The organism is Sorangium sp. So ce185 (assembly GCF_051526825.1).
Taxonomy (GTDB): domain Bacteria; phylum Myxococcota_A; class Polyangia; order Polyangiales; family Polyangiaceae; genus Sorangium; species Sorangium cellulosum_D.
The window spans coordinates 3,874,269-3,898,130 of sequence record NZ_CP150316.1; the positions used below are offsets into that span (position 1 = coordinate 3,874,269).

Genomic DNA, 23,862 nt, shown 5'->3' on the forward strand with positions numbered 1-23,862 from the left:
CTCGCGCCCTGACCGCAACAAGCCGACCACCTCGGCGGCGCCTCGCCCGGCTCCGCGCCGTGCTCGGGTGCGCGCCGGCGCGGGTCGAGCGCGGGATCGCGCCGCGCGCGGGGGAGCGCCGGTGCGCCCCGCGCGCGAGCCGCGCGCCGCCGCGCCGGCCCGGCCGAGCGATGTGGCCCGCCCGCACACCGGCGCTGGCTCGACCTTTGAAGAGGCCCAGAGCCCAGCGCGGAGGATCATGGGGCGTTCGGGGACGGGCTGGATCGGTCTCGCCGGCGCGGGGAAGAGCCGCGGCGGCGGCAGCGCGCGGCGGCTCCGCCGCTCGCCTGGGCGCGATCTGCACGGGCGCGCCGGGATCGCGCGGCTGCGCGCGGAGGTGGCCGGCCTGTTCGGCGACGGTGCGCGCGCCGCGCGCATCGAGCGCGACCTCGCCGCGGTCCCCGGCGTCGCGTCCGCGCGGGCGAGCGCGAGGACCGGGCGGGTGCTCGTGCGCGTGCGGGAGGACGCGGCTCACCTGGCCGCCGTCGTGCTCGCCGCCTACGCCGTCCCCGGCGCCCCGCCGCCGCCGTCCGCGCGGCGCGCCGCGCTGGCCCTGGCCGAGGGCGTGGGCGCGCTCGTCCGCGGCGCGCGCCGCCGCCTGCGCCGCGAGGGCGCGGCCGAGCGCGAGCGCGGCGTCGGGGCGGCGTGGGCCGCGCGGGGCGAGCGCGGCGGCGGGGCGGCGTGGACCGCGCGGGGCGAGCGCGCGCCGGCCGCGCGGGGCGAGGGCGCCGCCGCCGTCGACCGGGCCCACGCGGAGGACGCGCGCGAGGTCGCCCGCGCGCTCGGGGTCGACCCGGCCGCGGGGCTCGGCGCCGCCGAGGCGCTGCGCCGCCTCCGCGAGGTCGGCCCCAACGAGCTGGCGGGCGTCGCGACCCGCTCGTCGCTCGAGATCCTCGCCGAGCAGCTCTTCACCGTGCCCACCGCGCTGCTCCTCGGCGCGGCGGGCCTGTCGCTCGCGCTCGGCGATACGGTCGACGCGGGCGCCGTCCTCCTCGTCGTCGGCGCGAACGCGGCGATCGGCACGTACACCGAGTCGCGCGCCGAGGAGCTCCTGCACGCCTGGGGCGCTCTCCGGGTCGGGTGGGCGCGCGCCGTGCGCGACGGGCGCGAGCAGCGGCTCGCCGCCTCGGAGATCGTGCCGGGCGACGTGCTGGCGCTCCGCGCGGGCGAGCCGGTCGTCGCGGACGCGCGCGTCGTCGCGGCGCGCGACCTCGCCGTCGACGAGAGCACGCTGACCGGCGAGAGCGAGCCCGCCGAGAAGGGCGCCGCGAAGGTCGACGCCAGCGCGCCGCTCGCCGAGCGCCGCGGCATGGTGTACGCGGGCACCACGGTCGCCTCTGGCGAGGGCGCGGCGGTGGTCGTCGCGACGGGCGGCCGGACCGCGCTCGGGGACATCCAGCGCGCGCTCTCCCGCGAGGGCGAGCGCACCCCGCCGATCGAGCGGGAGCTCGCCTGGATCGGCCGGCGCCTCGCGGCCTTCGCGCTCGCGAGCTCGTCGGCGGTGGTGACCGTCGGCCTCGCGCGGCGGCGGCCGCTCCGCGAGCTCGCGCGGAGCGCCGTCGCCCTCGGCGTCGCCGCCATCCCCGAGGGGTTCCCTGCCGTGGGCACCACCGCGCTCGCGCTGGCGAGCCGCCGCCTGCGCGGCCGCGGCATCGTCATCCGCCGCCTCGCCGCGGCCGAGACGCTCGGCGCGGTGAGCGTCGTCTGCGCCGACAAGACCGGCACGCTCACCGAGAACCGCATGCGGGTCGCGGAGATCTTCCTCCCCGGCGAGGGCGTCCTGCGGGTCGCCCGCGCCGCGCGCGGCGAGCGCGGCGGCGGCGATCGCGACGGCGCCGGGCCGCCGCGCGAGATCGCGCTCGTCGGCGAGGACGGGCGCGAGGTCGCCGTGAGCGCCCCGCGCGTGCACGCGCTCGCGCGCATCGCCGCGCTCAACGCCGACGTCGAGCTGAGCGACGTCGGCAAGGTCGTCCAGGGCAGCGGCACGGAGCGCGCGCTCGTCGAGTTCGCGCTCGCAGCCGGCTACCCCGTGTCGGCGCGGCGCCTCGCGGCGCGGCGCGTGAGCGAGGAGCGCCGCTCGGCCGAGCGCTCGTTCATGGTGACGGTCCACGATCACCCGGAGCTCGGGCACATCGAGCTCGTGAAGGGCGCGCCCGAGCAGGTGGTCGCGCGCTGCGACGCCCCGCCCGGCGCGGGCCGCGACGAGGTGCTCCGGCAGAACGACGCGATGGCCTCGCGCGGCCTGCGCGTGCTCGCCCTCGCGTGGCGGCGGGACGGCCGGCCGGACGACGACGCCCCGCTCGAGCTCGCCGGCCTCGTCGGGCTCCGCGACCCGGCGCGCGAGGGCGCGCGGGAGGCGCTCGCGACCCTCTCCGGCGCGGGCATCCGCACCCTGATGCTCACGGGCGATCAGGAGCGGACCGCGCGCGCGATCGGCGCCGAGCTCGGCATCCCCGCCGACGCCGTGCACAGCCGGGTCACGCCCGAGGCCAAGCTCGACATCGTGCGGGCGCTCCAGCAGCGCGGCGCGATCGTCGCCATGACGGGCGACGGCGTGAACGACGGCCCCGCGCTCAAGGCCGCGGACGTCGGCGTGGCCATGGGCAAGCGCGGCACGGACATCGCGCGGGCGGTGGCCGACGTGGTCCTCGCCGAGGACGACCTGCCGAGCCTCGCCGAGGCGGTCCGCGAGGGCCGCCGGCTGCATGACAACGTCCGCCGCGCGATCGCGTACTTCGTCGCCACGAACGCGAGCGAGGTGCTCGCGATGCTGGCCGGCGCCCTGGTCGGCGCCTCGCCGCTCACGCCGCTTCAGCTCCTCTGGATCAACCTGCTCACCGACATCGCGCCCGCGCTCGCGCTCGCGCTGGAGCCGGCCGAGCCCGGCGTCATGCGGCGCCCCCCGCGCGATCCGGCCGCGCCGCTGCTCGGCCGCCGCGACCTCCGCGCGCTGGGGCTCGACGCGGCCACGATGTCCGGGGCCTCGCTCGCGGCGTACGCGATCGGCGGCCGCGCGACCGCGGGGTCGAGGGCGTTCACCGCGCTCGTGACCGCGCAGCTGCTCCACATCCTCGCCTGCCGCGCCGGCGCCCCGGAGGGCGCTCCGGGCCCGCTCGCGCGCCGGGACAACCCGCACGTCGCGCGCGCGCTCGCCGCGACCTCCGCGCTCCAGGCGCTCGCGCTCGGCTCGCGCTCTCTCGGCCGCCTGCTCGGGGCGCCGCGCCTCGCCGCCGGCGAGCTCGCGCTCGCGCTGATCGCGGGCGCGCTGCCATCGCTGGTCCGCGGGTCTCCGGCGCGCGCCGCGGGCGCCGGCCGCGAGATCTCGATCGTCCGCCCGGTCGACTCGGTCGACCTCCTCGACGTCGAGCGCATCGACGACGGCGCGCGCGGCGCGCGCGCCGCCGGTTCGCGAAAGGGGGATACGGCATCATGAGGTTTCATCCACCGTCGTTCGCCCTCGGGGTCGGCAGCGCCGTCCTCCTGATGGGCAAGAAGCAGCACCTCCGGCCGGTGGTCGTCGAGATCGCGGCGCTCGGGCTCCACCTGGGCCGGCTGGGCCTCGCCCTGGTCGAGCGCCAGCGGGAGCACGCCGAGGATCTCTGGGCCGAGATCGCGGAGCGCGCGCGGCGCACGGCCGGGGGCGCGGAGCGGGGCGCGCGCGCGGCGCGCCGGAGCAACGGCGCCTCCGAGCTCCACGGGGAGCCGTCGTCATGAGGCTGCCGCCGGTGCTCGTCGCCCACGTGCTGGAGCGGCGCGTCCGCCTGCGCGCCCCGGCGCTGACCGGCCATCGTCGCGCGTGCGAGCGGGTCGCGGAGCAGCTCGCGGCCGATCCCGCCTGCGAGGTCGTGACGGTCCGACCGGTCACGGGCTCGGTGATCGTCGAGCGCCTCGAGGGCGGCCTCGACGCGGAGCGGCTGCGCGCCCGGCTCGCCGAGCTGGTCGGCGAGGCGCGCGACGACGACGGCCGCCTGATCGCCGCCCCGCGGCCCGAGGGCCACCCTGGCCCGACGCGCGTCGCGCGCGCCGTCGCGCACGCCGTCGCCGGGATCAACGCGGACGTGCGCGAGGCGATGGATTACCGCGCGGATCTCGGCACGCTCTTGCCGGTCTTCTTCGCGGCGGCCGGGATCGCCGAGGTCGGCGTGACGCGCCGGTTGCCGGTGCCGGCCTGGTTCAACCTGCTCTGGTGGTCGCTCCGCTGGTTCGTGACGTTCAACCCCGCGGCGGTCGCGGAGGAGCTACGCGCCGCCGCCGGCGGGGCGCCGCCGGCCGACGCGGCCGACGGGAACGGCGGCGCGGGCCCGCCCGGTCGCGCGCTGTAGGGCGGGGGATCGCCGCGTGGCGCGGGCCATCGCGCGGCCGTGCGGCTCGCGCCGAGCAGGTGGATGCCGTCCATGACAATGCGCAGGGCGACGGCGAGCCCTCGAGTCCAGCGCGGGTCGATGCGCGCGTTGACCGCCTCGGCGAGCGCGACGGCGATCGGCGTGCTCAGCAACAGGGCGGCGGACGCGCCGATGAACACCGATAGGCGGCTCTGGCGCTCATGGCTGGACCGGCTCCACGCCGCGCGCAGGAGCAAGCGCGGAGAGAGGCAGCGAGAGCATTCCACCGGAGAGCGGATGTTTCTCGTAACGCACCTGCGCGGACACCTTTTTGCGGCGTGAGCGTGCCGGCGCGCTGTCGTGCTCGTTGCGCTTCCCGTCGACCGCGACGTAAAGCGGCGATGCTTCACAACGGTTCGGGATTCGATTGAACCTTGGTTGCGCCGCGCGTACCTTGTTGTCCCAGATCGTAAGCCCCAGAAGCAGAGGGGAACACGTTGATGGCGCGACCGCGATTTTCTACCTGGCTTGGCCTGTTTGTTGCATCACTTGCCGTGTTTCCTGGCTGCAGCTGCGGCAGTGAAGAGCTGACGGTGACCGGGCCTGGGTCGGGCGGCGGTGGGGCCGGGGGTGCTGGCGGTGCGGGGGCTGGCCCTTCGGTGGCGTCGAATGGCGGGGGCGGTGAGGGGGGCAAGGCTGAGGTTGTCGACCGGGGCGTCGCTGCGAGCGATGTGGTCAGCGCGGGCGAGGTCGTGAGCAGCCCGAGCTACCGCATGGTCTTCACGCTCGGTCAGCCGACGCAGAATCAGGGAAAGACGACCTCGCCGAGCTACCGCATGCAGGGCGGGCTCGTCGGGGCGAATGGGAGCTTGCCATGAACGGGATGGGACGGCGTGTCCTCGCGATTTGTGTCCTCCTCGCCGCCTCGGTCGGCCTCGTGCGCGGCGCGTCTGCCGCTGTGCCGACGCAGATCACCCACCAGGGTCGGCTCTTCACGGCCAACGGAGAGCCGGTCAACGACGCGCTCCAGGTGACGTTCGCGGTGTACGCCGCCGAGGCGCCCGAGGACGGCGAGGCGCCGCTCTGGAGCGAGACGATCTCGATCTCGTTCGACGACGGATATTTCTCCACGGCGCTCGACTTCACGGAGGAGCAGGCCGCGAAGGTCTTCAACGGCTCGGTCCGTTACCTTGGAATCACGGTCGCGAACGATCCGGAGATGGAGCCTCGCACGGCGATCGGGAGCGTTCCGTACGCGATGGTCGCGAACAACGCAGTTGGTGAGATCACGCCGAAGCTGGTGAAGATCGGCGACAAGGTCGTCATCGACGAGAACGGCAACTGGGTCGGCAACCCGACTGGGGTCGCGGGGCCGCAGGGTCCTCCTGGGCCCGAGGGGCCTCAGGGGCTGCCTGGCGAGGTGGGTCCTGAGGGCCCTCCGGGTGCTCCTGGGCCCGAGGGGCCTCAGGGGCCTCAGGGTCTGCCTGGCGAGAGGGGTCCTGAGGGGCCCCAGGGTCCTCCTGGGCCACCGGGGCCCGAGGGTCTCCAGGGGCCGGTCGGTCCGTCAGGGGTGCTCGCGACGATCGCGATTGCGGGCAACATTGCCCCCACGTTTCCTGGCTACAGCCCCGAGTACGTCTTCGTCGGTCCTCCGGGGTCGGTGAGCATCACCGGGACAAAGCGCGTGACGGGATCGGCCTCTGCGGCCCTTGGTCTAGGCCCGTCCAGCGCTCCGCTCCTCGCTATGGTCGGCCTCTGTTACCAGCCGGTCGACGAGGCGGGTGTCGGGGGCGATCTCGTCAACTTCTTCGGAAACGCCTATGCGAGCCACTATTTCACGCCGACGCGCGCCACCTACGCTGTCTCTGGCACGACCTCGTTGACAGAGGGCAACTGGAATGTCGGCATGTGCCTCCGCAATGAGGGGGGCAGCGCGATCCTTGGAGCGAGCTCGACGACCGCCGGCAGCCTGGTGAACGGCTGGTTCATCGTCACGAACGACTGAGGGCGAGCGCCTCGCGCTCGAATCCGTACGAGCGATGAGCTCGCTCAACGCAGCTGGCTCGCGTAGCTCTGGAAGGAGCGATGGCTCAGGCGAGCTCGGCGGGGCGCCCGCGCGCCCCCCTTCGAGGGCGCGCGGGCCTGCACCTCAGCGCAGCGCCACCGGGCTCCGCGCGATGTACTCGTCGTAGGCGAGCGTCCGCAGGTCCTCGATCCGCTTCGCGCGCATCGCCTCGATGACCGCCCGCGCGAGCTGGAGATCGGTGATGAGCGGGATGTTCGCGTCGACCGCCCGCCGCCGGATCAGGTACCCGTCCGGACGCCCGAGCTGGTCGTACTCGCGGGGGATGTTGATCACGAGATCCACCTTCCCCTGCTCGATCGCGCTCATCGCCGTCTCTCCCTCGTCCGGCTGCTTCGCGAGGCTCGTGCACTCGAGCCCGAGCGCCCGGAGCGCCTCCGCCGTGCCCGGGGTCGCGTAGATGGGCAGCTTCAGGTGCTCGGCGATGATGCGCGCCTCGTCCGCGAACCAGTACTTGTCCTCGAGCGGCCCGAGCGACAGGAGGACGCCCTTCTTCGGGAACCGGAACCCGGTCGCGAGCAGCGCGTGCAGCAGCGCTTCGTGCACGTCGTCCCCGAAGCAGCCGACCTCGCCGGTGCTCGCCATCTCCACGCCGAGCATCGGGTCGGCCCCCACGAGGCGCGAGAACGAGAACATCGGCGCCTTCACGCCGACGTAATCGAGATCGAGCCCGCGGTTCTCGACCGGCTGCGACACGCCGAGCATCCGGCGCATCGCCTCCCGGACGAAGTTGTTCCCCGTCACCTTGGACACGAACGGGAAGCTCCGCGACGCGCGCAGGTTGCACTCGATGACCTTCACCGTGTTGTGCTTGGCCAGGAACTGCATGTTGAACGGCCCGGTGATCGAGAGCGACCGCGCCACCTGCTGGGCGATCTGCTTGATCCTGCGGATCGTCGCGATGTAGAGCGACTGCGGGGGCAAGACGAGCGTCGCGTCGCCGCTGTGGACGCCGGCGTTCTCGACGTGCTCGCTGATCGCCCAGAGGACGATCTCCCCCCGGTCGGCGACCGCGTCGATCTCCACCTCGCGGGCGTGGGTCTCGAACTTCGAGACGACCACGGGGTAGGCCGGGGACACCGCCTTGGCCCGGGCGAGGATGCGATCGAGCTCGTTGGGCTCGTGCGCCACGCTCATGGCCGCGCCGCTCAGCACGTAGCTCGGGCGCACGAGGACCGGGAAACCGCCGAGCTTGTTCACGATCTCGCCCGCCTGGGCCGCGTCGACGACGTGCGCCCAGCGCGGCTGATCGATCTCCAGCCGGTCGAGCAGATCGCTGAACTTCTTCCGGTCCTCGGCCGTGTCGATGCTCCCCGCGCTCGTGCCGAGGATGCGCGCCCCGGCCTGGTGCAGCCGGAGCGCCAGGTTGTTCGGGACCTGCCCGCCCATGCTGACGACGATGCCGTACGGCTGCTCCCGCTCGTAGATGTCGAGCACCGTCTCGAGGCTGATCTCGTCGAAGACCAGCTTGTCGCACGTGTCGTAGTCGGTGCTGACCGTCTCCGGGTTGTAGTTCAGCATCATGGTCTCGTAGCCGAGCTCCGAGGCCGCGCGGATCGCGTTGACGCAGCACCAGTCGAACTCGACGCTCGATCCGATGCGGTAGGCGCCGGACCCGAGCACCATGATCTTCTTCCGCCAGGACGGCGCGACGTCCGTGGCCGACGCGTGGTAGCTCGAATAGAGGTAGTTCGTCTCGGCGGGGAACTCGGCCGCGAGCGTGTCGATCTGCGCGAGGTGCGGCACGATCCCGTGCCGCTTCCTGAGCTCCCGGAGCGAGCCCCGCGGCGCGCCCGTCAGCGTGCCGATCATCCGGTCGCTGAAGCCGAGCTGCTTGGCCTCCCGGAGCGTCGCCTCGTCGAGCGCGGGCTCCTGCGCCGCCGCGGGCTTGTCGGCCTGCGCCGGGACGGGCACCCGGAGCGTCTTGAGGTCCCGGTGCATCCGCACGATCGGCTCGATCTGGTGCAGGAACCACCGGTCGATCTTGGTGAGATCGTGGATCGCGTCGACCGACATCCCCTCCTGCAGCGCGCGGGCGACGGCGAAGATCCGGAGCGGCGTCGCGTTCTTCAGCGCGTCGGGCAGGTCCTGGAAGGTGAACGCGTCGGGGTCGAGCCCCTTCACCCCGATGTCGAGCATCCGGAGCGCCTTCTGGATGACCTCGGGGAACGTCCTGCCGATGGCCATGACCTCGCCGACGCTCTTCATCTCGCTGCCGATCCGCATCGAGGCGCCGCGGAACTTGCCGAGGTCCCAGCGCGGGACCTTGCAGACGAGGTAGTCGAGCGCCGGCTCGAAGAACGCGGTCGTCCTGCGGGTGATCGCGTTGGCGATCTCCGGCATCGTGTAGCCGACGGCGATCTTCGCCGCGACGTACGCGAGCGGGTAGCCCGTCGCCTTGCTGGCGAGCGCGCTCGACCGGGAGAGGCGCGCGTTCACCTCGATGACCCGGTAATCGACCTTGTTCGGGTCGAGCGCGTACTGGATGTTGCACTCGCCCACGATGCCGAGGTGGCGGATCGTCTTCAGCGCGACCGAGCGGAGGAGCTGGTACTCCTCGTCGTTCAGCGTCTGCGACGGGGCGACGACGATCGACTCCCCGGTATGGATCCCCATCGGATCGAGGTTCTCCATGTTGCAGACGGTGATGCAGTTGTCGCGGCCGTCGCGGACGACCTCGTACTCGATCTCCTTCCAGCCGCGGAGGCACTCCTCGACGAGCACCTGGGGCACGCCGCCGGCGAAGCCGCGCCGCACGGCGTCGTCGAGGTCGCGCTCGCTCTCGACGATGCCGCTGCCCTTGCCGCCGAGCGCGTAGCCGCCGCGGAGCATCACGGGGAACCCGATCTCGCGCGCCGCGGCCATGGCCTCGGCCGCCGTGCGGCAGGCGCGGCTCCGGGCCGTCTTCACGCCGATCTCGTCGAGGCGGTCGATGAAGAGCCGCCGGTCCTCGGTGTCGCGGATGGCCTTGATCGGCGTGCCGAGCACCCGCACGCCGTACTTGTCGAGGATCCCGGCGTCGTGGAGCTCGAGCCCACAGTTGAGCGCGGTCTGCCCGCCGAAGGAGAGGGCGATCGCGTCGACCTCCTCCTTGACGATGATCCGCTCGACGAACTCCGGGGTGACCGCGCAGAGATGGATGCGGTCGGCGAGCCCCTCGCTCGTCTGGATGGTGGCGATGTTGGGGTTCACGAGGACGGTGGCGATCCCCTCTTCCTTGAGGGCCTTGATCGCCTGCGACCCCGAGTAGTCGAACTCGCCGGCCTGACCGATCTGGAGCGCGCCGGAGCCGAGCACGAGCACGCGCCGGGGTTTCTTGGGGAGATAGGCGCCGTACATGGCTCAGCTCCTTCCTGCGGTGGAGGTGGGGCGGGGATCCGCGCCAGCGGTCCCTGCGGATTTGAGTCGCGAATCGGCGGACCCCTTCATCGCGCCGCAGAGGCGCAGGAAGTCGTCGAAGAGGTAGCCGGCGTCCTCGGGCCCGGGCGTCGCCTCGGGGTGGAACTGGACGCTGAAGAACGGGCGCAGCCGCGAGCGGATGCCCTCGTTCGTGCCGTCGTTGATGTTGACGAACCAGGGCTCCCACTCGGCGGGGAGCGACTCGTGCTTCACCGCGTAGCCGTGGTTCTGGCTCGTGACGTAGCAGCGGCGGCTCAGGAGGTCCTGCACCGGCTGGTTCACGCCGCGGTGGCCGTACGGCAGCTTGTAGGTGTCGCCGCCGGCGGCGAGCGCGAGGATCTGGTTGCCGAGACAGATGCCGAAGATCGGCTTCGTGTACGTCCCGAGCAGGCCGCGCACCGCGGCGACCAGCTGGCCGAGGTCCTTCGGGTCGCCGGGGCCGTTGCCGATGAGGACGCCGTCGGCGGCCTCGGCGAGCTCGGCGATGGGCGCGTGGAAGGGCGCGCGGACGACGGTGACCCCGCGCCGGAGGAGCGAGCGGACGATGTTGTCCTTCGCGCCCGCGTCGATGAGGAGCACCTTCAGGGGGCCGCCCTCGTACGTGATCGGCTCGCGGGGCGACACGAGGCGGAACACTTCCTCGCGCATGTCCACGGCCTCGGCCGAGCGCTTCACCCGATCCAGGTCCATCTCGGCCGGGAACAGCCAGCCCTTCATGGTGCCGACCTCCCGGAGCCGCCGCGTCAGCGTGCGCGTGTCGATCCCGGTGATCGCCGGGATGCCCTCGCTCGCGAGCCAGGCGCCGAGCGAGCGGACCGCGGCGTGGTGGCTGTAGCGCTCGATGTAGTTCTGGACGACGAGCCCCTGCACCTGGATGCGGTCGGCCTCGTAGGGCCCGTCGACGCTGCCTGCCTGCCGCGGCGCGGGCACGCCGTAGCTGCCCACGAGCGGGTACGTGATCGTCAGGATCTGCCCTTTGTACGAGGGATCCGTGAGCGTCTCGACGTACCCCGTCATGCCGGTGTTGAAGACGACCTCGCCGCTCACCGCGCGCGGGGCGCCGAAGCACCGGCCCGTCATGGTCGTGCCGTCTTCGAGTACGAGCTTCATCCGATTCGCATCCATCCTCTTTGACCGCCTGGGCCGCCGCGGCGCGGACCCTTACGCAGGAGGGGCCGCGAGCGCGTGCTGCGCCGTAGGCCCGTGGGGTACCCGGTCCGCGCGCGCGTTGCGCGGCGGGCCGGCATCATGATCGAGGCTGGGCTTCCAAGCACCTCCGGTCGCTGGAGCCGCCTGCTCCGGCATTCCGTCGAGGTGGGCATCGCGCCCGCCGTCCCGTTCTTCCACATGCCGGGGACGCCCATTTGCCGTCCCCTCGCTCCACGTCAACCAGGAACTTTCGCCTGAGATTTCTCGGCCGCTTCCCGCGCGCTTTTGACGGGCCGCCGGGCTGTGCAGCTCCGGCTAGGGGGTCTGCGCGCGCTCGACGTAGGCCTGCTCGAGGACGAGCGCGTCCATCTTCGTCCGGAGGAAGCAATCGAGCGCCTCCTTGGGGGTGCAAACGATCGGCTCGCTCGCGTTGAACGAGGTGTTCAGGAGGACCGGGGTGCCGGTCAGCCGGCCGAACTCGAGGAGGAGCGCGTGGTAGCGCGGGTTGTCCTTGGCGGTGACCGTCTGGGGGCGGCCCGTGCCGTCGACGTGGGTCACGGCGGGGATCTCGTCGCGGCGCTCCGGCTTGACCTTGTAGACCATGACCATGAACGGGTCCGGCGAGGTCTGCTCGAAGTAGTCGCCGACGCGCTCGAGCGGGAGCGCCGGCGCGAACGGGCGGAACATCTCGCGGCGCTTGATCCGCTCGTTCATGAGGTCCTTCACGTCCGGCCGCCGCGGGTCGCAGAGGATGCTGCGGTTGCCGAGCGCGCGGGGGCCGTACTCCATCCGCCCCTGGAACCAGCCGACCACCTTGCCCTCGCTGATCGCCCTGGCGACGCGCGGGATCAGGTCCTCGTCGGGGAGCGTCTCGAACGCGACCTGCTCCTTCCGGAGCAGCTCGTCGATCGCCTCCTGCGAGAACGCGGGGCCGAAGTAGCTGTGGGTCTGGTGGAAGGCGCGCGGGTTGCCGAGCTTGTGGTGGTGGACGTAGAGCGCCGCCCCGAGCGCCGTGCCCGCGTCGCCGGCCGCGGGCTGGACGAAGACGTCCTCGAACAGCCCCTTCGGCCGGATCTTCCCTGCGGCCACGCTGTTGTACGCGCAGCCGCCCGCGAGGGCGAGGCGCGGTGAGCCGGTGAGGTGCTTCGCGGTCGCGAGCAGCTCGAAGTAGACCTCCTCGAACGCCGCCTGCGTCGAGGCGGCGACCGCCTTGAAGCGGTCCTCCATCCCGCTCTTCGGGCTGCGCGCGGGGCCGAGCAGCTCGACGAGGCGCTCGGCGTGGATGGTGCCGTAGCGGGGCTCGCCCTCCCACGTCATGGAGATGCCCTTCGTGTGGTGCTGGAAGTACTCGAGCCCGAGCTCGAACGCCCCGTCCTTGACGCGCACCACCTGGCGGAGCTTGTCGAGCAGCTCCGGCTGGCCGTAGGCAGACAGCCCCATGACCTTGTACTCGTCGCCGAACTTGGGGAAGCCGAGGTACTGCGTCATGGCCGAGTAGAACAGCCCGAGCGAGTGGGGGAAGGCGACGCGCCGGAGGATCTCCAGCTTGTTGCCGCGGCCGCGCGCCCACATCGTGCTCACGAAGTCGCCGAAGCCGTCGATCGAGACGACCGCCGCCTCGTCGAAGCCCGAGGGGAAGAACGCGGAGGCGAGGTGCGCGCGGTGGTGCTCGACGTTGTGCGACTCGGCGCGGATGCGCTTCGGGTCGACGCCGAGCGCGGCGCCGAGGTGCACCTTCGGGGCGCTCGCGCCGAGCGCGCCCTTGAGGAGCCCCGCTGGCGAGCGCCGGGTCAGCGCGTAGAGGAGCTTGTCGCCGAGGTGCGCCCGCGTGTCGCGCCCGATCGCGATGTGATCGATGTCCTCGACGCGCGCGCCGGCGGCGCCGAGGCAGTACTCGACCGCGAGCCGCGGGAAGCCAGCGCAGTGCTTGATCCTGCTGAACCGCTCCTCCTCCGCCGCGGCGACGAGCTGTCCGTCGACGAGCAGCGCGGCCGACGCGTCGCCGTGATAGGCGTTGATCCCGAGGATGAGCATGTTTCGGCCATCTTCCGGCGCCCCTGCGCGAGGGTCAAGGCGCGCCCGGCGCGCGGGCGCGCTGGGGTCAAGGCGCGCCCGGCGCGCGGGCGCGCTGGGGTCAAGGCGCGCCCGGCGCGCGGGCGCGCGGGGCAAAGACGGCCGCCGCGCGCCATGCGAAGGCGCGTTCGCAGGAGGGCGCGCCGTCAGATCTCGGCGAGGCGGATGGCCTCGAGGCGATCGCCCTCGTCGATGCGCTCCCGATCGGCCGCCACGAGGACGAGCGCCTCGGCCTCCGCGAAGCTCGTGACCGCGCCCGAGGCCTGGTTCGAGGCGATGCGCGCGACGAGCTCGCCGCTCGAGATCTCGAGGCGCGCGCGGAGGAACTCGGCGCGCCCGGTCTGGCGCCGCAGCGCGCCGGCCGCGCGGACGATCACGCGCGGCGGCAACGGCGCGGCGTCTCCTTGGAGCGCGCGCAGGAGCGGCACGCCGAAGAGGACGAACGTGAGCGAGGCAGAGGCCGGGTTGCCCGGCAGCCCGATCACGTGCACGGCGCCGCCGCGCGAGAGCTCGGCGCGCCCCACGGCGAGCGGCTTGCCCGGCTTGATGGCGACGCGCCAGAAGTCGAGCGTCACGCCCGCGGCCTCGAGGGCGGGGCGGACCACGTCATGGTCGCCGACGCTCACGCCCCCGACGGTCACCACGAGATCCGAGCCGCGCAGCGCCGTGGATACGGCCTCGGCGGCGCGGGCCGCGTCGTCGGGGACGAACGGCGCGATGCGGACCGCGGCGCCCGCGGCGCGCGCGGTCGCGGCGATGAAGTAGCTGTTCGACTCCGCGACGGTGCCGGCGGGGCCGGGCGAGCCGGGCCCGCGCAGCTCGTCGCCGGAGCACAGCACCGTGACCACGGGGCGGCGCGCGACGAGGACGCTCGGGCGATCGAGCGCCGCCGCGAGCGCCACCTTCCCCGGCGTGAGGCGCGCGCCCCTCCGCAGCGCGACGGCGCCCGCCGCGAGATCCGCGCCCCGGCGCCGCACCCAGGCGCCGGCGCGCGGCGCCTCTCGCAGGGTGATCTCGTCGCCGCTCCGCGCCGCGTCCTCCTGCGGCACGATCGCGTCGGAGCCGGGCGGCAGCCGCGCGCCGGTGAAGATCCGGCACGCGGTGCCCGGCGTGAGCGTCGGCAGCGGGCGGCCGGCCGCGCTCTCGCCGCGCACGGGGAGCGTCCAGGGCCCGCTGCCCGCGAGCTCGGCCGAGGCGACCGCGTAGCCGTCCATCGCGCTGTAATCGAAGGCGGGCATCGCGTCGGCCGCCGCGATGTCCTCGGCGAGCACGCGCCCGGCCGCGTCGTCGAGCGACACCCGCTCCGGGCCGACCGGGACCGCGGCCGAGAGCAGCCGCGCGAGCGCTTCTTCGAAGGGGATCATCCGCGCTGCTCCTCGTCGCGCGCGCCGTCCTTCGCCGGCTGCGCGTGCCGGTGGTGGTGGCCGCCCTTGCCGGACGCGAGCGCGACCGCGTGCGCGAGCACGGGGCCGATGAGCCGCGTGACGGCGAGCTCCACCGCCTTCGGGCTGCCGGGCAGCGCGATCACCACGAGCCCGCGCACGACGCCCGCGGCGGCGCGCGAGAGGATCGCGTTCGGCCCGATGGCGTCCCAGCTCAGCCGCCGGAACGCCTCGCCGAAGCCGTCGAGCGTCTTCTCGAAGAGCGGCGCGAGCGCCTCGACGGTCCTGTCGCGCGGCGCGATCCCGGTCCCGCCCGTCGTGACGATCGCGTCGGCGGAGCCCGCGCCCGCGATCTGCTCGATCGCCGCGCGCAGGAGCTCGGGCTCCTCGCGCACGACGGCGTGTGACGTCACGGTGAAGCCGGCGTTCTTGAGGAGCTCGCCGAGGAGATGTCCGCCCTCGTCGTCCTCGAGGGTGCGGGTGTCACTGAGCGTCAGCGTGGCGACGCGCACGGGGGAGCGGCTCATGCGGCAGATCTACGCCTCTCGCCGGCGAATGGCGACCTCTTGGTGACGCCGGCGCGATCGTCGCGGGGCTCCCCGCGAACGCGGCGGCCGCCCGGGCTCGGGCGGCGCTCGGGCCTCGTGCCTGCCCGCGCCGCGCCTCGTGTCCGCCCTCGTCGCGCCTCGTGTCCGCCCGCGTCCGGCGGAGGGCGCGCCGCCGGCCGCCGTCCCATCGGGCATCGGCCACGAAGGCCGCGGGCGCGCGCGACGTCGCCCGGCGCCATCGTGATGTCGTTGACGTTGGATGGCTTTCGCATCGCCGCTGCGCTAGGGGAGCGGCGTGTCCGGCCCTCTGATCCCTTACATCGAGCTCCCCGAGATCCCGCTCTCGTTCCTGGAGCACATCCCGCTCGTGGGCCAGCTGATCGATCCGGCGAAGCCGCCCTCGATCAAGCCCTTCGGCACGCTGGTGGCGCTCGGCGTCTACATCGGCGCCGTGGTCGCCACGCGGCACGCGCGCGAGCGGAAGCTGGACGAGAAGAAGATGAGCGAGTTCATCTTCTGGGTCGTGGCGGCCGGCTTCATCGGCGGGCACGTCTTCGACGCGATCTTCTACCACCCGCAGCGCGTCGCCCGTGACCCGCTCTACCTCTTCGCGCTCTGGGACGGCCTGTCGAGCTTCGGCGGCTTCACCGGCGCGCTGATCGGCGCCGCCTCGTGGCGCTTTTACCGCCGCGAGAGGATCCTGCCCTACTGCGAGGTGGTCAACAGCGCGTTTCCGCTCGCGTGGGTCTTCGGGCGCGCCGGCTGTGCATCGGTCCACGATCATCCGGGCCGCCTCTCCGACGCGTGGTTCGCGGTCAAGTACCCGCTCGGGAACGGCGTCGTCGGCCGGTTCGATCTCGGCCTCTACGAGTGCGTGCTCACGATCCCGCTCGCGATCGCGTTCGCGGTGCTCTGGCGCCGGAACCCTCATCGCCCGCTCGGGTTCTATACCGGGGTCATGTGCACCGCGTATGCGCCGGTGCGGTTCGGCCTCGACTTCCTGCGCGAGCGGGAGGGGACGCTCGTCGGCGGCGATCCGCGCTACGGCGGGCTCACCCCCGCGCAGTGGGCCTGCTTCGGTCTGCTCGCGCTGGGCCTTTATTTCCTGCGCATGGCGGCGCGCGGCGAGCCGTCGAGCGCCGGGGTGGGCCCGCTCGACGGCGCCCCGCGCGTCGCGGACGACGATGCGTCCGACGACGAAGACGACGACGAGGGCGATGAAGCTGAGGAGCCCCGCCCCTCCCGCGCTCGGGCGGGCCGGTAATCCTCCGGGCGGGCCGGCGCGGCGCCCGCGTGGATCCCCGGGATTTCCGGGGGCTTGCGCACCGCCTTCGGGTCGTGTCGGACAGATCCGCGCCGCGCGACGCCCTCGCGATCCGGCCGGCGCCGGACTCGACGGCTCCCGGGCGCTGCGCTTCCTGACGGCGGTCCGGCGCCGCCTGCCTCGGCCGGCGCCGCCTGCCTCGGACACAGCGCGGGCGGCGCCGCCTTCCAGGTCCGCCGGCGCTGCGCCTTTCGCGCCGGGGGGGTCAGGACGGCTCCGTACGGGCTTCTTTTGGCTCGCTCGCCCGTGGCGGGTCCCTTGACGCGCCTGGGGCGCTAGATATCGTGGGGTGGAGTTTGCACCAGAGGGTCGGCCCGCCGACCTTCGCTCGATTGAGCTCGGTTGCCCCTTCCGCCGAAAGGGGGGGTCGATCGAGGCGCGCTCGCGAAAGGCTCCGCATCATCGACATCGATCACGGAGCGAGTGGACCAAATAAGAGGGAACGCAGGGGCCAACCCCAGGTTTTTCTACAATGGCTGAAGATTCGCGTAAGTTGTTCGTGGCGGGCTTGCCCGACTCCATCACCGAAGACGTTTTGCGGCAGCTCTTCGAGGCCACCGGCGGCAACGTCGTCGAGGTCAGTCTTCCGAAAGATCGCGCGACAGGTCGTCCGCGCGGGTTCGGCTTCGTCACGCTCTCGACGACCGGCGAAGCCAACGCCGCGCGCGAGTCGCTCGACGGGTCCTTTCAGGGCGGCAAGTCCATCTCGGTCCGCCCCTTCCAGGCCGAGCCGCCGCGCCGCGAGGGGGGGCGCCCGATGGGCGGCCCCGGCGGCGGTCCCGGTGGTGGCCCAGGCGGTGGTCCAGGCGGCATGGGCGGCGGCCCGGCCGCGGCGCCCGATCGGACCCTCTACGTCGGCAACCTCCCCTATGACGCGAGCGTCGAGGAGGTTGAGGGGCTGATCGGCTCGACGGGCGCGGGGCCGGTGGTGCGGGTCCACCTGCCCATGGATCCCGACGGTCGCAAGCGCGGGTTCGGCTTCGTGACGATGGCCAGCGCCGAGGCGGCGCGCGCTGCGATCGATGCGCTGCGCGGCGTGGACGTCCGCGGCCGGCGGCTCGTCGTCAACCTCGCTCACCCGAAGGGCGAGCGGCCCGCGCGCGAGGAGCGCCCCGGCGGCTTCGGCGGCGGCGGCGGCGGCTTCGGCGGCGGTGGTGGCGGCTTCGGCGGCGGCGGCGGCGGCGGCTTCGCCGGCGGCGGCGGCGGCGGTGGCGGCTTCGGCGGCGGGCCTCCGCCGCCCGCGCGCAAGACGTTCGACGATCGCCGGCGGCGCGGCGGTCACGACGGCGACGGCCCTCCCGGCGGCGGTGGCGGTGGTGGCGGCGGCGGCGGCGGCCGTCGCGCCAACAACAAGAACTGGGATCGCGGCCGCAGTGGGGACGACTGGGACGACGAATGAGCTCTCCCGGTTGACAACTGCACCGTTTCCCGTAGGGTAGGCGCCCTCCAGACGGGCGGTCGGGCGTCGCTGACCCCGCTCACGCCCCCCTGGTGCCCTGCCGGTTGCGGTGTCAGCGCCCCCGTGCTGCCCGTGCCTAGGTTCAACCAGGGCCGCCTGTGACACAGGTCGGCCCTGTCTTCGGAGACCTCCGATGCGCGACATCATCAAGCTGACGTGCGGCAACTGCGGCCGCGCGAACTACCACACGACGAAGAACAAGCGGACGATGACGGACAAGTTCGTCATCAAGAAGTTCTGCCCGACCGAGCGCAAGCACACCGAGCACAAAGAAGGCAAGATCTCGAAGGGCTAGGCCAGGCTGCACGCTGCGCAGCTGGCCGTTGCCGCCGGGGCCCGCGCACGCGGGCCTCGGGTCAGGCTCTGCGCCCTCGCGGTGCTCGGCTTAACCTTGTTCATTGTTAGGGCGAAGCGATGATCTTCGACTGGCTCTACGGCCTGTTCTCGAACGATCTCGCGATCGACCTCGGCACCGCCACCACCCTCATCTACGTGAAGGGCAAGGGGATCGTGTCCTGCGAGCCCTCGGTGGTCGCCGTCCAGCGCGATGCTCGCGGCGGCAAGAAGGTGCTCGCCGTCGGCCGCGAGGCGAAGGAGATGCTCGGGCGCACCCCCGGCAACATCCAGGCGGTGAGGCCGCTGCGCGACGGCGTCATCGCCGACTTCGAGATCACCGAGGCGATGCTCCGGTATTTCATCGCGCGCGCTCACAACCGCCGCACGCTGGTCAAGCCGCGCATCATCATCTGCGTCCCGTTCGGCATCACCGAGGTCGAGAAGCGCGCGGTGAAGGAGAGCGCCGAGGGCGCCGGCGCGCGCGAGGTCTTCCTGATCGAGGAGCCGATGGCGGCGGCGATCGGCGCCGGGCTTCCGATCACCGAGCCGAGCGGCAACATGGTCGTCGACATCGGCGGCGGCACGACCGAGGTCGCCGTCATCTCCCTCGCCGGCATCGTCTACTCGCAGAGCGTGCGCGTCGGCGGCGACAAGATGGACGAGTCGATCATGGCCTACATGAAGCGCAAGTACAACATGGCCATCGGCGAGCAGACCGCGGAGCGCATCAAGATCACGATCGGCAACGCGTACCCGCTCGAGCAGCAGCTGACGATGGAGGTCAAGGGGCGCGACATGGTCGCGGGCATCCCCAAGACGGTCGTCGTCAACTCCGACGAGATCCGCGACTCGCTGAGCGAGCCGACGAACGCCATCGTGGACGCCGTGCTCATCGCGCTGGAGCGCACGCCGCCGGAGCTCGCCGCCGACATCGTCGACAAGGGCATCGTGCTCACCGGCGGCGGCTCGCTCCTCAAGAACCTCGACGTGCTCCTCCGCGAGGAGACGGGGCTGCCCGTGATGGTGTGCGACGACCCCATCAGCGCCGTGGTGCTCGGCAGCGGCAAGGCGCTGGATCACCTCGAGCTCTTGAAAGAGGTCACGATCAGCTGAAGGTTGGTCTCACGCCCCGCCCGTGAGCTTGCCGGCGGGGCTCTCTTGCGGCGCGCGCCCCGAGGCGGCGCGCGCCGCGCGCGGCGACGACAGGGGTGGCCTCGCGGGGCGCCCCGTACTACCTGGGTCCGGGAGCCACGGTGAACCTGAAACGCTACCGCGACTTCGTGATCGTGCTGCTGGCGCTCGCGGTGCCGTTCTGGTTCCTGCGCGCCAGCATGCGCGACCCCAAGCAGAACACGGGGGCCGACCGGATCATCATCAGCATCGCGGCGCCGATCCAGTACGCGGCCGCGACCCTGGCGCGCGGCATCTCGAACCTCTGGGGCGACTACATCTACCTGGTCGACGTCAAGGAGGACAACGCCAGGCAGGCCTCGCAGATCGCCCGCCTCCGCGAGCGGGTGCGGAAGCTCGAGGCGCTCGAGGAGGAGAACCGGCGCCTGCGCCGGCTGCTCGATCTGCGCCAGAGCCTCCGCACCGACGTCGTGAGCGCCCAGGTCGTCGGCAAGAGCACCAACGATTTCTTCCGCGTGGTGCGGGTCACGCTCGATCGCGAGGCGCGGGACATCGGCTCGAACCTGCCGGTCCTCTCGGCGGACGGCGTGGTCGGCACGACGCTGAAGAGCGCCGGCGACACCGTCGACGTGCGGCTCGTCGTCGACGGCGGCAGCGGCGTCGACGTGGTCGTCGAGCGCACCGGCGCGCGCGGCTTCGTCCGCGGCACGGGCGACGAGAGCAAGTACTCCTGCAGCGTGGAGTACGTGCAGCGCACCGACGAGATCGAGGTCGGCGATCTCCTCGTGACGAGCGGCGTCGGCCGGCGCTTCCCGAAGGGGATCCCGGTCGGGACCGTCACGCAGGTGATCCGCCGCGATTTCGGCATCTACCAGCAGGTCTACGTCGCCCCGGCCGTCGATTTCTCCCGGCTGGAGGAGGTGCTCATCGTGACGACGACGCCTCCGGAGGAGGCGCCGCCGCAGGCGCAGCGGAGGTGACGCGATGAGAAACTCCGCGTTCCTGGCGATGGGGGCCGCCCTGCTGATCGTTCAGTCGAACCTCTTCCGGCTCATCGGCAAGCTGAACATCCCGGGCTCCACGCCGAGCCTGCTCCTGCCGCTCGTCGTGTTCATGGGGGTGCACGAGTACTCGATCGCGCGCGGCGCGGCGCTCGCGTTCTTGCTCGGCTACCTGCTCGATCTCTTCACCGGCGCGCCCGTCGGCCTGTTCACCTTCATCACCGTGGCGACCTTCGTCGTGTCGCGGGCGGCCGGCGTGCGGCTCGCCGCGCAGACGCTGCTCACGAAGATCGCGCTGGCCTTCGTCTTCGGGCTCGTCGAGGGGGTGCTCATCGTGATCCTCACCGCCATCTTCGGGGGCGACGCGGCGCGCCCCCGCGCGCTCGCCTTGCTCGTCGCGCCGCACGCGGTCTCGACCGCGCTCTTCGCGCCGTTCGTCTTCCGGCTGGCCGAGCGCGTGCACCAGGCGACGATCAACGTCCCGCGGCCGGGGGAGAGCCCGCGGTGAGCCTCCTCGTCCAGCGCTCCGACGTGAGCGAGTTCCGCCGGCGCTTCCGGTGGATCGCGCTCGGCATGGTCGTCGGCTTCATGGTGCTCGTCAGCCGCCTCTTCTACCTCCAGATCCTCGAGGCCGACGAGAACAAGGCGATCGCCCGCGAGAACATCGTGCGGCGGGTGACGCTCGCGACCACGCGCGGCATCATCCGCGACAAGAACGGCAAGGTGCTCGCGGCGAGCCGGCCCTCGTACAACGTGTACGTCGTCCCGCGGCGCCTCGACATGGAGACGACCTGGCCGAAGCTCGTCGAGTACCTCGGCGTCGGCATCGAGGAGCGGGCGCGGCTCGAGGCGCTCATCACCTCGATCCGCGCCGACGACGGCCCGCGCAAGAACCAGCAGATCCTGCTGAAGGAGGACATCTCGCGCGACGCCGTGGCGACGCTGGCCACGCACGACGCCGAGCTGCCAGGGGTCGACGTGGTGCCGGTCCCGGTGCGCTACTACCCCTACGAGGAGGTCGGCTCGCACGTGCTCGGCTACATGGCCGAGGTGGACGCCGAGCGGCTCGCGTCGCTCCGGAGCGTCGGCTACATCGAGGGCGACCGCATCGGCGTCACCGGGATCGAGCGCGCCTGGGAGAGCTACCTCCGCGGCACGCGCGGCTGGGAGAAGGTGCTCGTCGACGCGAAGGGGCGGCGCCGGACGGGCGGCGACGGGATCATCGAGGAGCCGCGGCGGGTCGACCCGATCCCCGGGCGCGACCTCCGGCTGACGCTCGACGCCGACATCCAGAAGGCGATCGACAAGGCGATGCGCGGGGAGCTCGCCGGCGGCGTCGCGGTCGTCGACGTGCGCACCGGGAGGATCCTCGGGCTCTACTCGAAGCCCGGCTACAACCCGAACGCGCTCTCGGGCGGCTCGGGCAAGCAGGTCATCCGCGACGCCTTCCGGCGGCTCTACTCGGATCCGCTGAAGCCCGCTCTCGACAAGACGCTCTCCGGCGCGTACCCGCCCGGCTCCACCTTCAAGCCGTTCACCGCGCTGGCGGCGCTCGAGAAGGGGCTCATCGATCCTCGGCAGTCCACGCGGTGCCGGGGCGCGCTGACGTTCGGCAAGCGCACCTTCCGGTGCACGCACGTGCACGGGCCCGTCGCGATGCAGAAGGCGATCGCCGAGTCGTGCAACGTCTACTTCTACAAGCTCGCGGCGGAGTACGGCGTCGGCATGGACGTCATCGCCGAGATGGGCCAGCGCTACGGGCTCGGCGCGCGGACGGGGCTCGGCATCAACGCCGAGGCGGGCGGCAGGATGCCGACCCGGGCGTGGATGACGCTCCGGAACAAGGGCCAGTTCCGCCTCGGCTTCGGCCTGAACGCGGCGATCGGCCAGGGCGCGACGACGGTGACCGTGCTCCAGCTCGCGCTCGCGTACGCGGCGCTCGCGAACGGCGGCACGCTCTACCAGCCGCAGATCGTGCGGGCCGTCGAGACGAGCGCCGGCACGGTCGTGCAGGAGTTCACGCCGCGCGTGCGCCGCCAGATCGACATCCGGCCGGAGAACCTCACCCTCGTGCACCGGGCGATGGTCGCCGGCGTGAACGAGGAGGGCGGTACGGCCTTCAAGGCGCGCGTCGCCGGCGTCGAGATGGCGGGCAAGACCGGGACCGCGCAGGTCTCGCACCGGCTCACGCGCGGCGTCGAGGCCGAGCGGGTCTGGTATTTCAACCGCGAGCACGCCTGGTTCGCCGGCTACGCGCCGGCGCGCGCGCCCGAGGTGGCCGTGGTCGTGCTGGTCGAGCACGGCGGCACCGGCGGCAAGCACGCGGCGCCGGTCGCCTTCGAGGTCGTCCGCGCCTACCAGGAGCTCGCGAAGGAGCGGCGCGGCGGCCCGAACGAGGGGCCGCGCGCGGGCAAGAGCAGCGCGGGCCGCGCGCCCGCCGCGTCGGGGCGCACGCCATGATCCGGGGCGACTCTCTCTCCTCTCGCGATCGCGACCACTTCGACTGGCCGCTGTTCATCGCCGCGGTCTCCATCGCGGTGCTGGGCGTCGTCAACCTCTACAGCGCCACGAGCGTCTACTCCGGGGCGCGCGCGGAGCTCTACATCAGCCAGGTCTACTGGCTGTTCATGGGCGGCATCATCGGCGGCGTCCTGATCGCGATCGACTACCGGCACCTGGAGCGCCTCGGCTACGTGCTCTACACGTTCGGCGTCTTCTCGCTGGCGCTCGTCTTCGTGCTCGCGCGCGACGTGCGCGGCTCCGCGCGGTGGATCGAGTTCGGCGCGTTCCGCTTCCAGCCCAGCGAGTTCATGAAGGTGTTCCTGGTCATCGCGCTGGCGAAGTTCCTGCACGACGACCCGCGCAACGAGGGCCGCACCCTGCGCGATCTGGCGATCCCGGCGGCGCTGACCGCGGTCCCGGCGCTGCTCGTGCTGAAGCAGCCCGATCTCGGGACGGCGCTCATCCTCGTGTTCGTCTTCCTGACGATCGCGGCGGTCACGCGCGTGCGGTGGAGGAGCGCCGCGCTGTTCGTCGTGTCCATCCTCGTGGCGGTGCCGATCGTCTGGGAGTACGTGCTGCTCGACTACCAGCGCGCGCGCGTCCTCGTGTTCCTCCACCCCGAGGAGGACCTCCTGCACCGCGGCTGGCACGCCCACCACTCGCGGGTCGCGATCGGCAACGGCGGGCTGTTCGGCAACGGGTACCTCCGGGGCACCCAGAACCAGTTCCTCTTCCTGCCGGATCAGTTCACCGACTTCCCGTTCCCGGTCTTCGCCGAGGAGTGGGGGTTCGTCGGGTGCGTGGTGCTCGTGTGCCTCTACGCGTTCCTGGTCGTGTGGGGGATCCGCATCGCGTCGATGGCGAAGGATCGGTTCGGCGCGGTGCTCGGCGTCGGCTGCGCGGCGATCATCTTCTGGCACGCGGTGATCAACCTCGGCATGACGTCGGGCGTGCTGCCGGTCGTCGGCGTCACGCTGCCCCTGTTCTCGTACGGCGGCTCGAGCGTGACCACGGTCATGGTCGCGATCGCGCTGCTCATGAGCGTGTCGATGCGCCGCTACTCCGGCGTCGCCTCGCTCGATCGGCTGTGACGGCGGCGGGGCCGCCCGCGCGC

At 72.7% G+C, this 23,862-nt stretch carries 18 protein-coding genes; 13 read left to right on the plus strand and 5 right to left on the minus strand.

Annotated features, from left to right (window positions below; genetic code table 11):
• Positions 1–238 precede the first annotated feature (238 nt).
• From WMF26_RS14395 to WMF26_RS14415, 5 genes are all read left to right on the plus strand, one after another.
• Entirely contained in the window at positions 239–3,472 is a 3,234-nt protein-coding gene (locus WMF26_RS14395; protein ID WP_438000803.1) for a cation-translocating P-type ATPase, read from the plus strand.
• On the plus strand, positions 3,469–3,753 hold the full coding sequence (locus tag WMF26_RS14400; protein ID WP_437337611.1) for a hypothetical protein: 285 nt from the start codon (positions 3,469–3,471) through the stop codon (positions 3,751–3,753). The genes WMF26_RS14395 and WMF26_RS14400 overlap by 4 nt, the downstream gene beginning before the upstream one ends.
• Positions 3,750–4,361 (plus strand): HMA2 domain-containing protein, encoded by a 612-nt coding sequence (locus tag WMF26_RS14405; protein WP_438000804.1) that lies wholly within the window; start codon positions 3,750–3,752, stop codon positions 4,359–4,361. The genes WMF26_RS14400 and WMF26_RS14405 overlap by 4 nt, the downstream gene beginning before the upstream one ends.
• A 659-nt stretch (positions 4,362–5,020) precedes the next feature.
• Entirely contained in the window at positions 5,021–5,239 is a 219-nt protein-coding gene (locus tag WMF26_RS14410; RefSeq protein WP_438000805.1) for a hypothetical protein, read from the plus strand.
• The gene (locus WMF26_RS14415) at positions 5,236–6,366 is read left to right on the plus strand and encodes a collagen-like protein (RefSeq protein ID WP_438000806.1); all 1,131 of its coding nucleotides are present in this window, start codon (positions 5,236–5,238) and stop codon (positions 6,364–6,366) included. The genes WMF26_RS14410 and WMF26_RS14415 overlap by 4 nt, the downstream gene beginning before the upstream one ends.
• Before the next feature lie 144 nt (positions 6,367–6,510).
• On the opposite strand, the gene carB is transcribed toward WMF26_RS14415, so the two are convergent.
• The 5 genes from carB to WMF26_RS14440 form a co-directional block, all read right to left on the minus strand.
• A complete protein-coding gene (gene carB / locus WMF26_RS14420) occupies positions 6,511–9,783 on the minus strand; it encodes a carbamoyl-phosphate synthase (glutamine-hydrolyzing) large subunit (RefSeq protein ID WP_438000807.1) in 3,273 nt (1,090 codons plus the stop codon).
• 3 nt (positions 9,784–9,786) lie between these two features.
• Entirely contained in the window at positions 9,787–10,953 is a 1,167-nt protein-coding gene (carA, locus tag WMF26_RS14425) for a glutamine-hydrolyzing carbamoyl-phosphate synthase small subunit (protein WP_437946771.1), read from the minus strand.
• Between the two features lie 354 nt (positions 10,954–11,307).
• A complete protein-coding gene (locus tag WMF26_RS14430; RefSeq protein ID WP_437946772.1) occupies positions 11,308–13,026 on the minus strand; it encodes a carbamoyltransferase family protein in 1,719 nt (572 codons plus the stop codon).
• A gap of 185 nt (positions 13,027–13,211) precedes the next feature.
• Positions 13,212–14,429 (minus strand): molybdopterin molybdotransferase MoeA, encoded by a 1,218-nt coding sequence (locus WMF26_RS14435; protein ID WP_438000808.1) that lies wholly within the window; start codon positions 14,427–14,429, stop codon positions 13,212–13,214.
• Complete coding sequence (locus tag WMF26_RS14440; RefSeq protein ID WP_437337618.1) at positions 14,426–14,974, minus strand: MogA/MoaB family molybdenum cofactor biosynthesis protein; 549 nt, start codon at positions 14,972–14,974, stop codon at positions 14,426–14,428. The genes WMF26_RS14435 and WMF26_RS14440 overlap by 4 nt, the downstream gene beginning before the upstream one ends.
• 316 nt (positions 14,975–15,290) lie before the next feature.
• Here WMF26_RS14440 and WMF26_RS14445 point away from each other — a divergent pair, with 316 nt between their 5' ends.
• The 8 genes from WMF26_RS14445 (at position 15,291) to rodA (ending at position 23,839) form a co-directional block, all read left to right on the plus strand.
• The gene (locus tag WMF26_RS14445) at positions 15,291–16,259 is read left to right on the plus strand and encodes a prolipoprotein diacylglyceryl transferase (protein ID WP_438000809.1); all 969 of its coding nucleotides are present in this window, start codon (positions 15,291–15,293) and stop codon (positions 16,257–16,259) included.
• A gap of 532 nt (positions 16,260–16,791) precedes the next feature.
• Complete coding sequence (locus WMF26_RS14450; protein WP_438000810.1) at positions 16,792–17,718, plus strand: RNA recognition motif domain-containing protein; 927 nt, start codon at positions 16,792–16,794, stop codon at positions 17,716–17,718.
• 193 nt (positions 17,719–17,911) lie between these two features.
• Entirely contained in the window at positions 17,912–18,073 is a 162-nt protein-coding gene (rpmG, locus tag WMF26_RS14455; protein ID WP_012235039.1) for a 50S ribosomal protein L33, read from the plus strand.
• A gap of 119 nt (positions 18,074–18,192) precedes the next feature.
• Complete coding sequence (locus WMF26_RS14460) at positions 18,193–19,227, plus strand: rod shape-determining protein (protein WP_020734872.1); 1,035 nt, start codon at positions 18,193–18,195, stop codon at positions 19,225–19,227.
• Positions 19,228–19,367: 140 nt separating this feature from the next.
• Positions 19,368–20,225, plus strand: coding sequence for a rod shape-determining protein MreC (gene mreC, locus WMF26_RS14465; protein ID WP_148313566.1), 858 nt, complete (start codon positions 19,368–19,370; stop codon positions 20,223–20,225).
• Positions 20,226–20,229: 4 nt separating this feature from the next.
• On the plus strand, positions 20,230–20,754 hold the full coding sequence (locus WMF26_RS14470) for a hypothetical protein (RefSeq protein ID WP_020734874.1): 525 nt from the start codon (positions 20,230–20,232) through the stop codon (positions 20,752–20,754).
• Positions 20,751–22,706 (plus strand): penicillin-binding protein 2, encoded by a 1,956-nt coding sequence (gene mrdA, locus WMF26_RS14475; RefSeq protein ID WP_437337621.1) that lies wholly within the window; start codon positions 20,751–20,753, stop codon positions 22,704–22,706. Before WMF26_RS14470 ends, mrdA begins: the two co-directional genes overlap by 4 nt.
• Entirely contained in the window at positions 22,703–23,839 is a 1,137-nt protein-coding gene (gene rodA, locus WMF26_RS14480; protein ID WP_061627670.1) for a rod shape-determining protein RodA, read from the plus strand. The genes mrdA and rodA overlap by 4 nt, the downstream gene beginning before the upstream one ends.
• Positions 23,840–23,862: the final 23 nt, after the last annotated feature.

Coding starts and splice junctions, on each gene's coding strand:
- carB (WP_438000807.1), bottom strand. CDS start 9,783: ATGTACGGCGCCTATCTCCCCAAGAAACCCCGGCGCGTGCTCGTGCTC.
- WMF26_RS14395 (WP_438000803.1), top strand. CDS start 239: ATGGGGCGTTCGGGGACGGGCTGGATCGGTCTCGCCGGCGCGGGGAAG.
- WMF26_RS14405 (WP_438000804.1), top strand. CDS start 3,750: ATGAGGCTGCCGCCGGTGCTCGTCGCCCACGTGCTGGAGCGGCGCGTC.
- carA (WP_437946771.1), bottom strand. CDS start 10,953: ATGAAGCTCGTACTCGAAGACGGCACGACCATGACGGGCCGGTGCTTC.
- WMF26_RS14440 (WP_437337618.1), bottom strand. CDS start 14,974: ATGAGCCGCTCCCCCGTGCGCGTCGCCACGCTGACGCTCAGTGACACC.
- WMF26_RS14435 (WP_438000808.1), bottom strand. CDS start 14,429: ATGATCCCCTTCGAAGAAGCGCTCGCGCGGCTGCTCTCGGCCGCGGTC.
- WMF26_RS14400 (WP_437337611.1), top strand. CDS start 3,469: ATGAGGTTTCATCCACCGTCGTTCGCCCTCGGGGTCGGCAGCGCCGTC.
- rpmG (WP_012235039.1), top strand. CDS start 17,912: ATGCGCGACATCATCAAGCTGACGTGCGGCAACTGCGGCCGCGCGAAC.
- WMF26_RS14460 (WP_020734872.1), top strand. CDS start 18,193: ATGATCTTCGACTGGCTCTACGGCCTGTTCTCGAACGATCTCGCGATC.
- WMF26_RS14450 (WP_438000810.1), top strand. CDS start 16,792: ATGGCTGAAGATTCGCGTAAGTTGTTCGTGGCGGGCTTGCCCGACTCC.
- WMF26_RS14415 (WP_438000806.1), top strand. CDS start 5,236: ATGAACGGGATGGGACGGCGTGTCCTCGCGATTTGTGTCCTCCTCGCC.
- rodA (WP_061627670.1), top strand. CDS start 22,703: ATGATCCGGGGCGACTCTCTCTCCTCTCGCGATCGCGACCACTTCGAC.
- WMF26_RS14430 (WP_437946772.1), bottom strand. CDS start 13,026: ATGCTCATCCTCGGGATCAACGCCTATCACGGCGACGCGTCGGCCGCG.
- WMF26_RS14470 (WP_020734874.1), top strand. CDS start 20,230: ATGAGAAACTCCGCGTTCCTGGCGATGGGGGCCGCCCTGCTGATCGTT.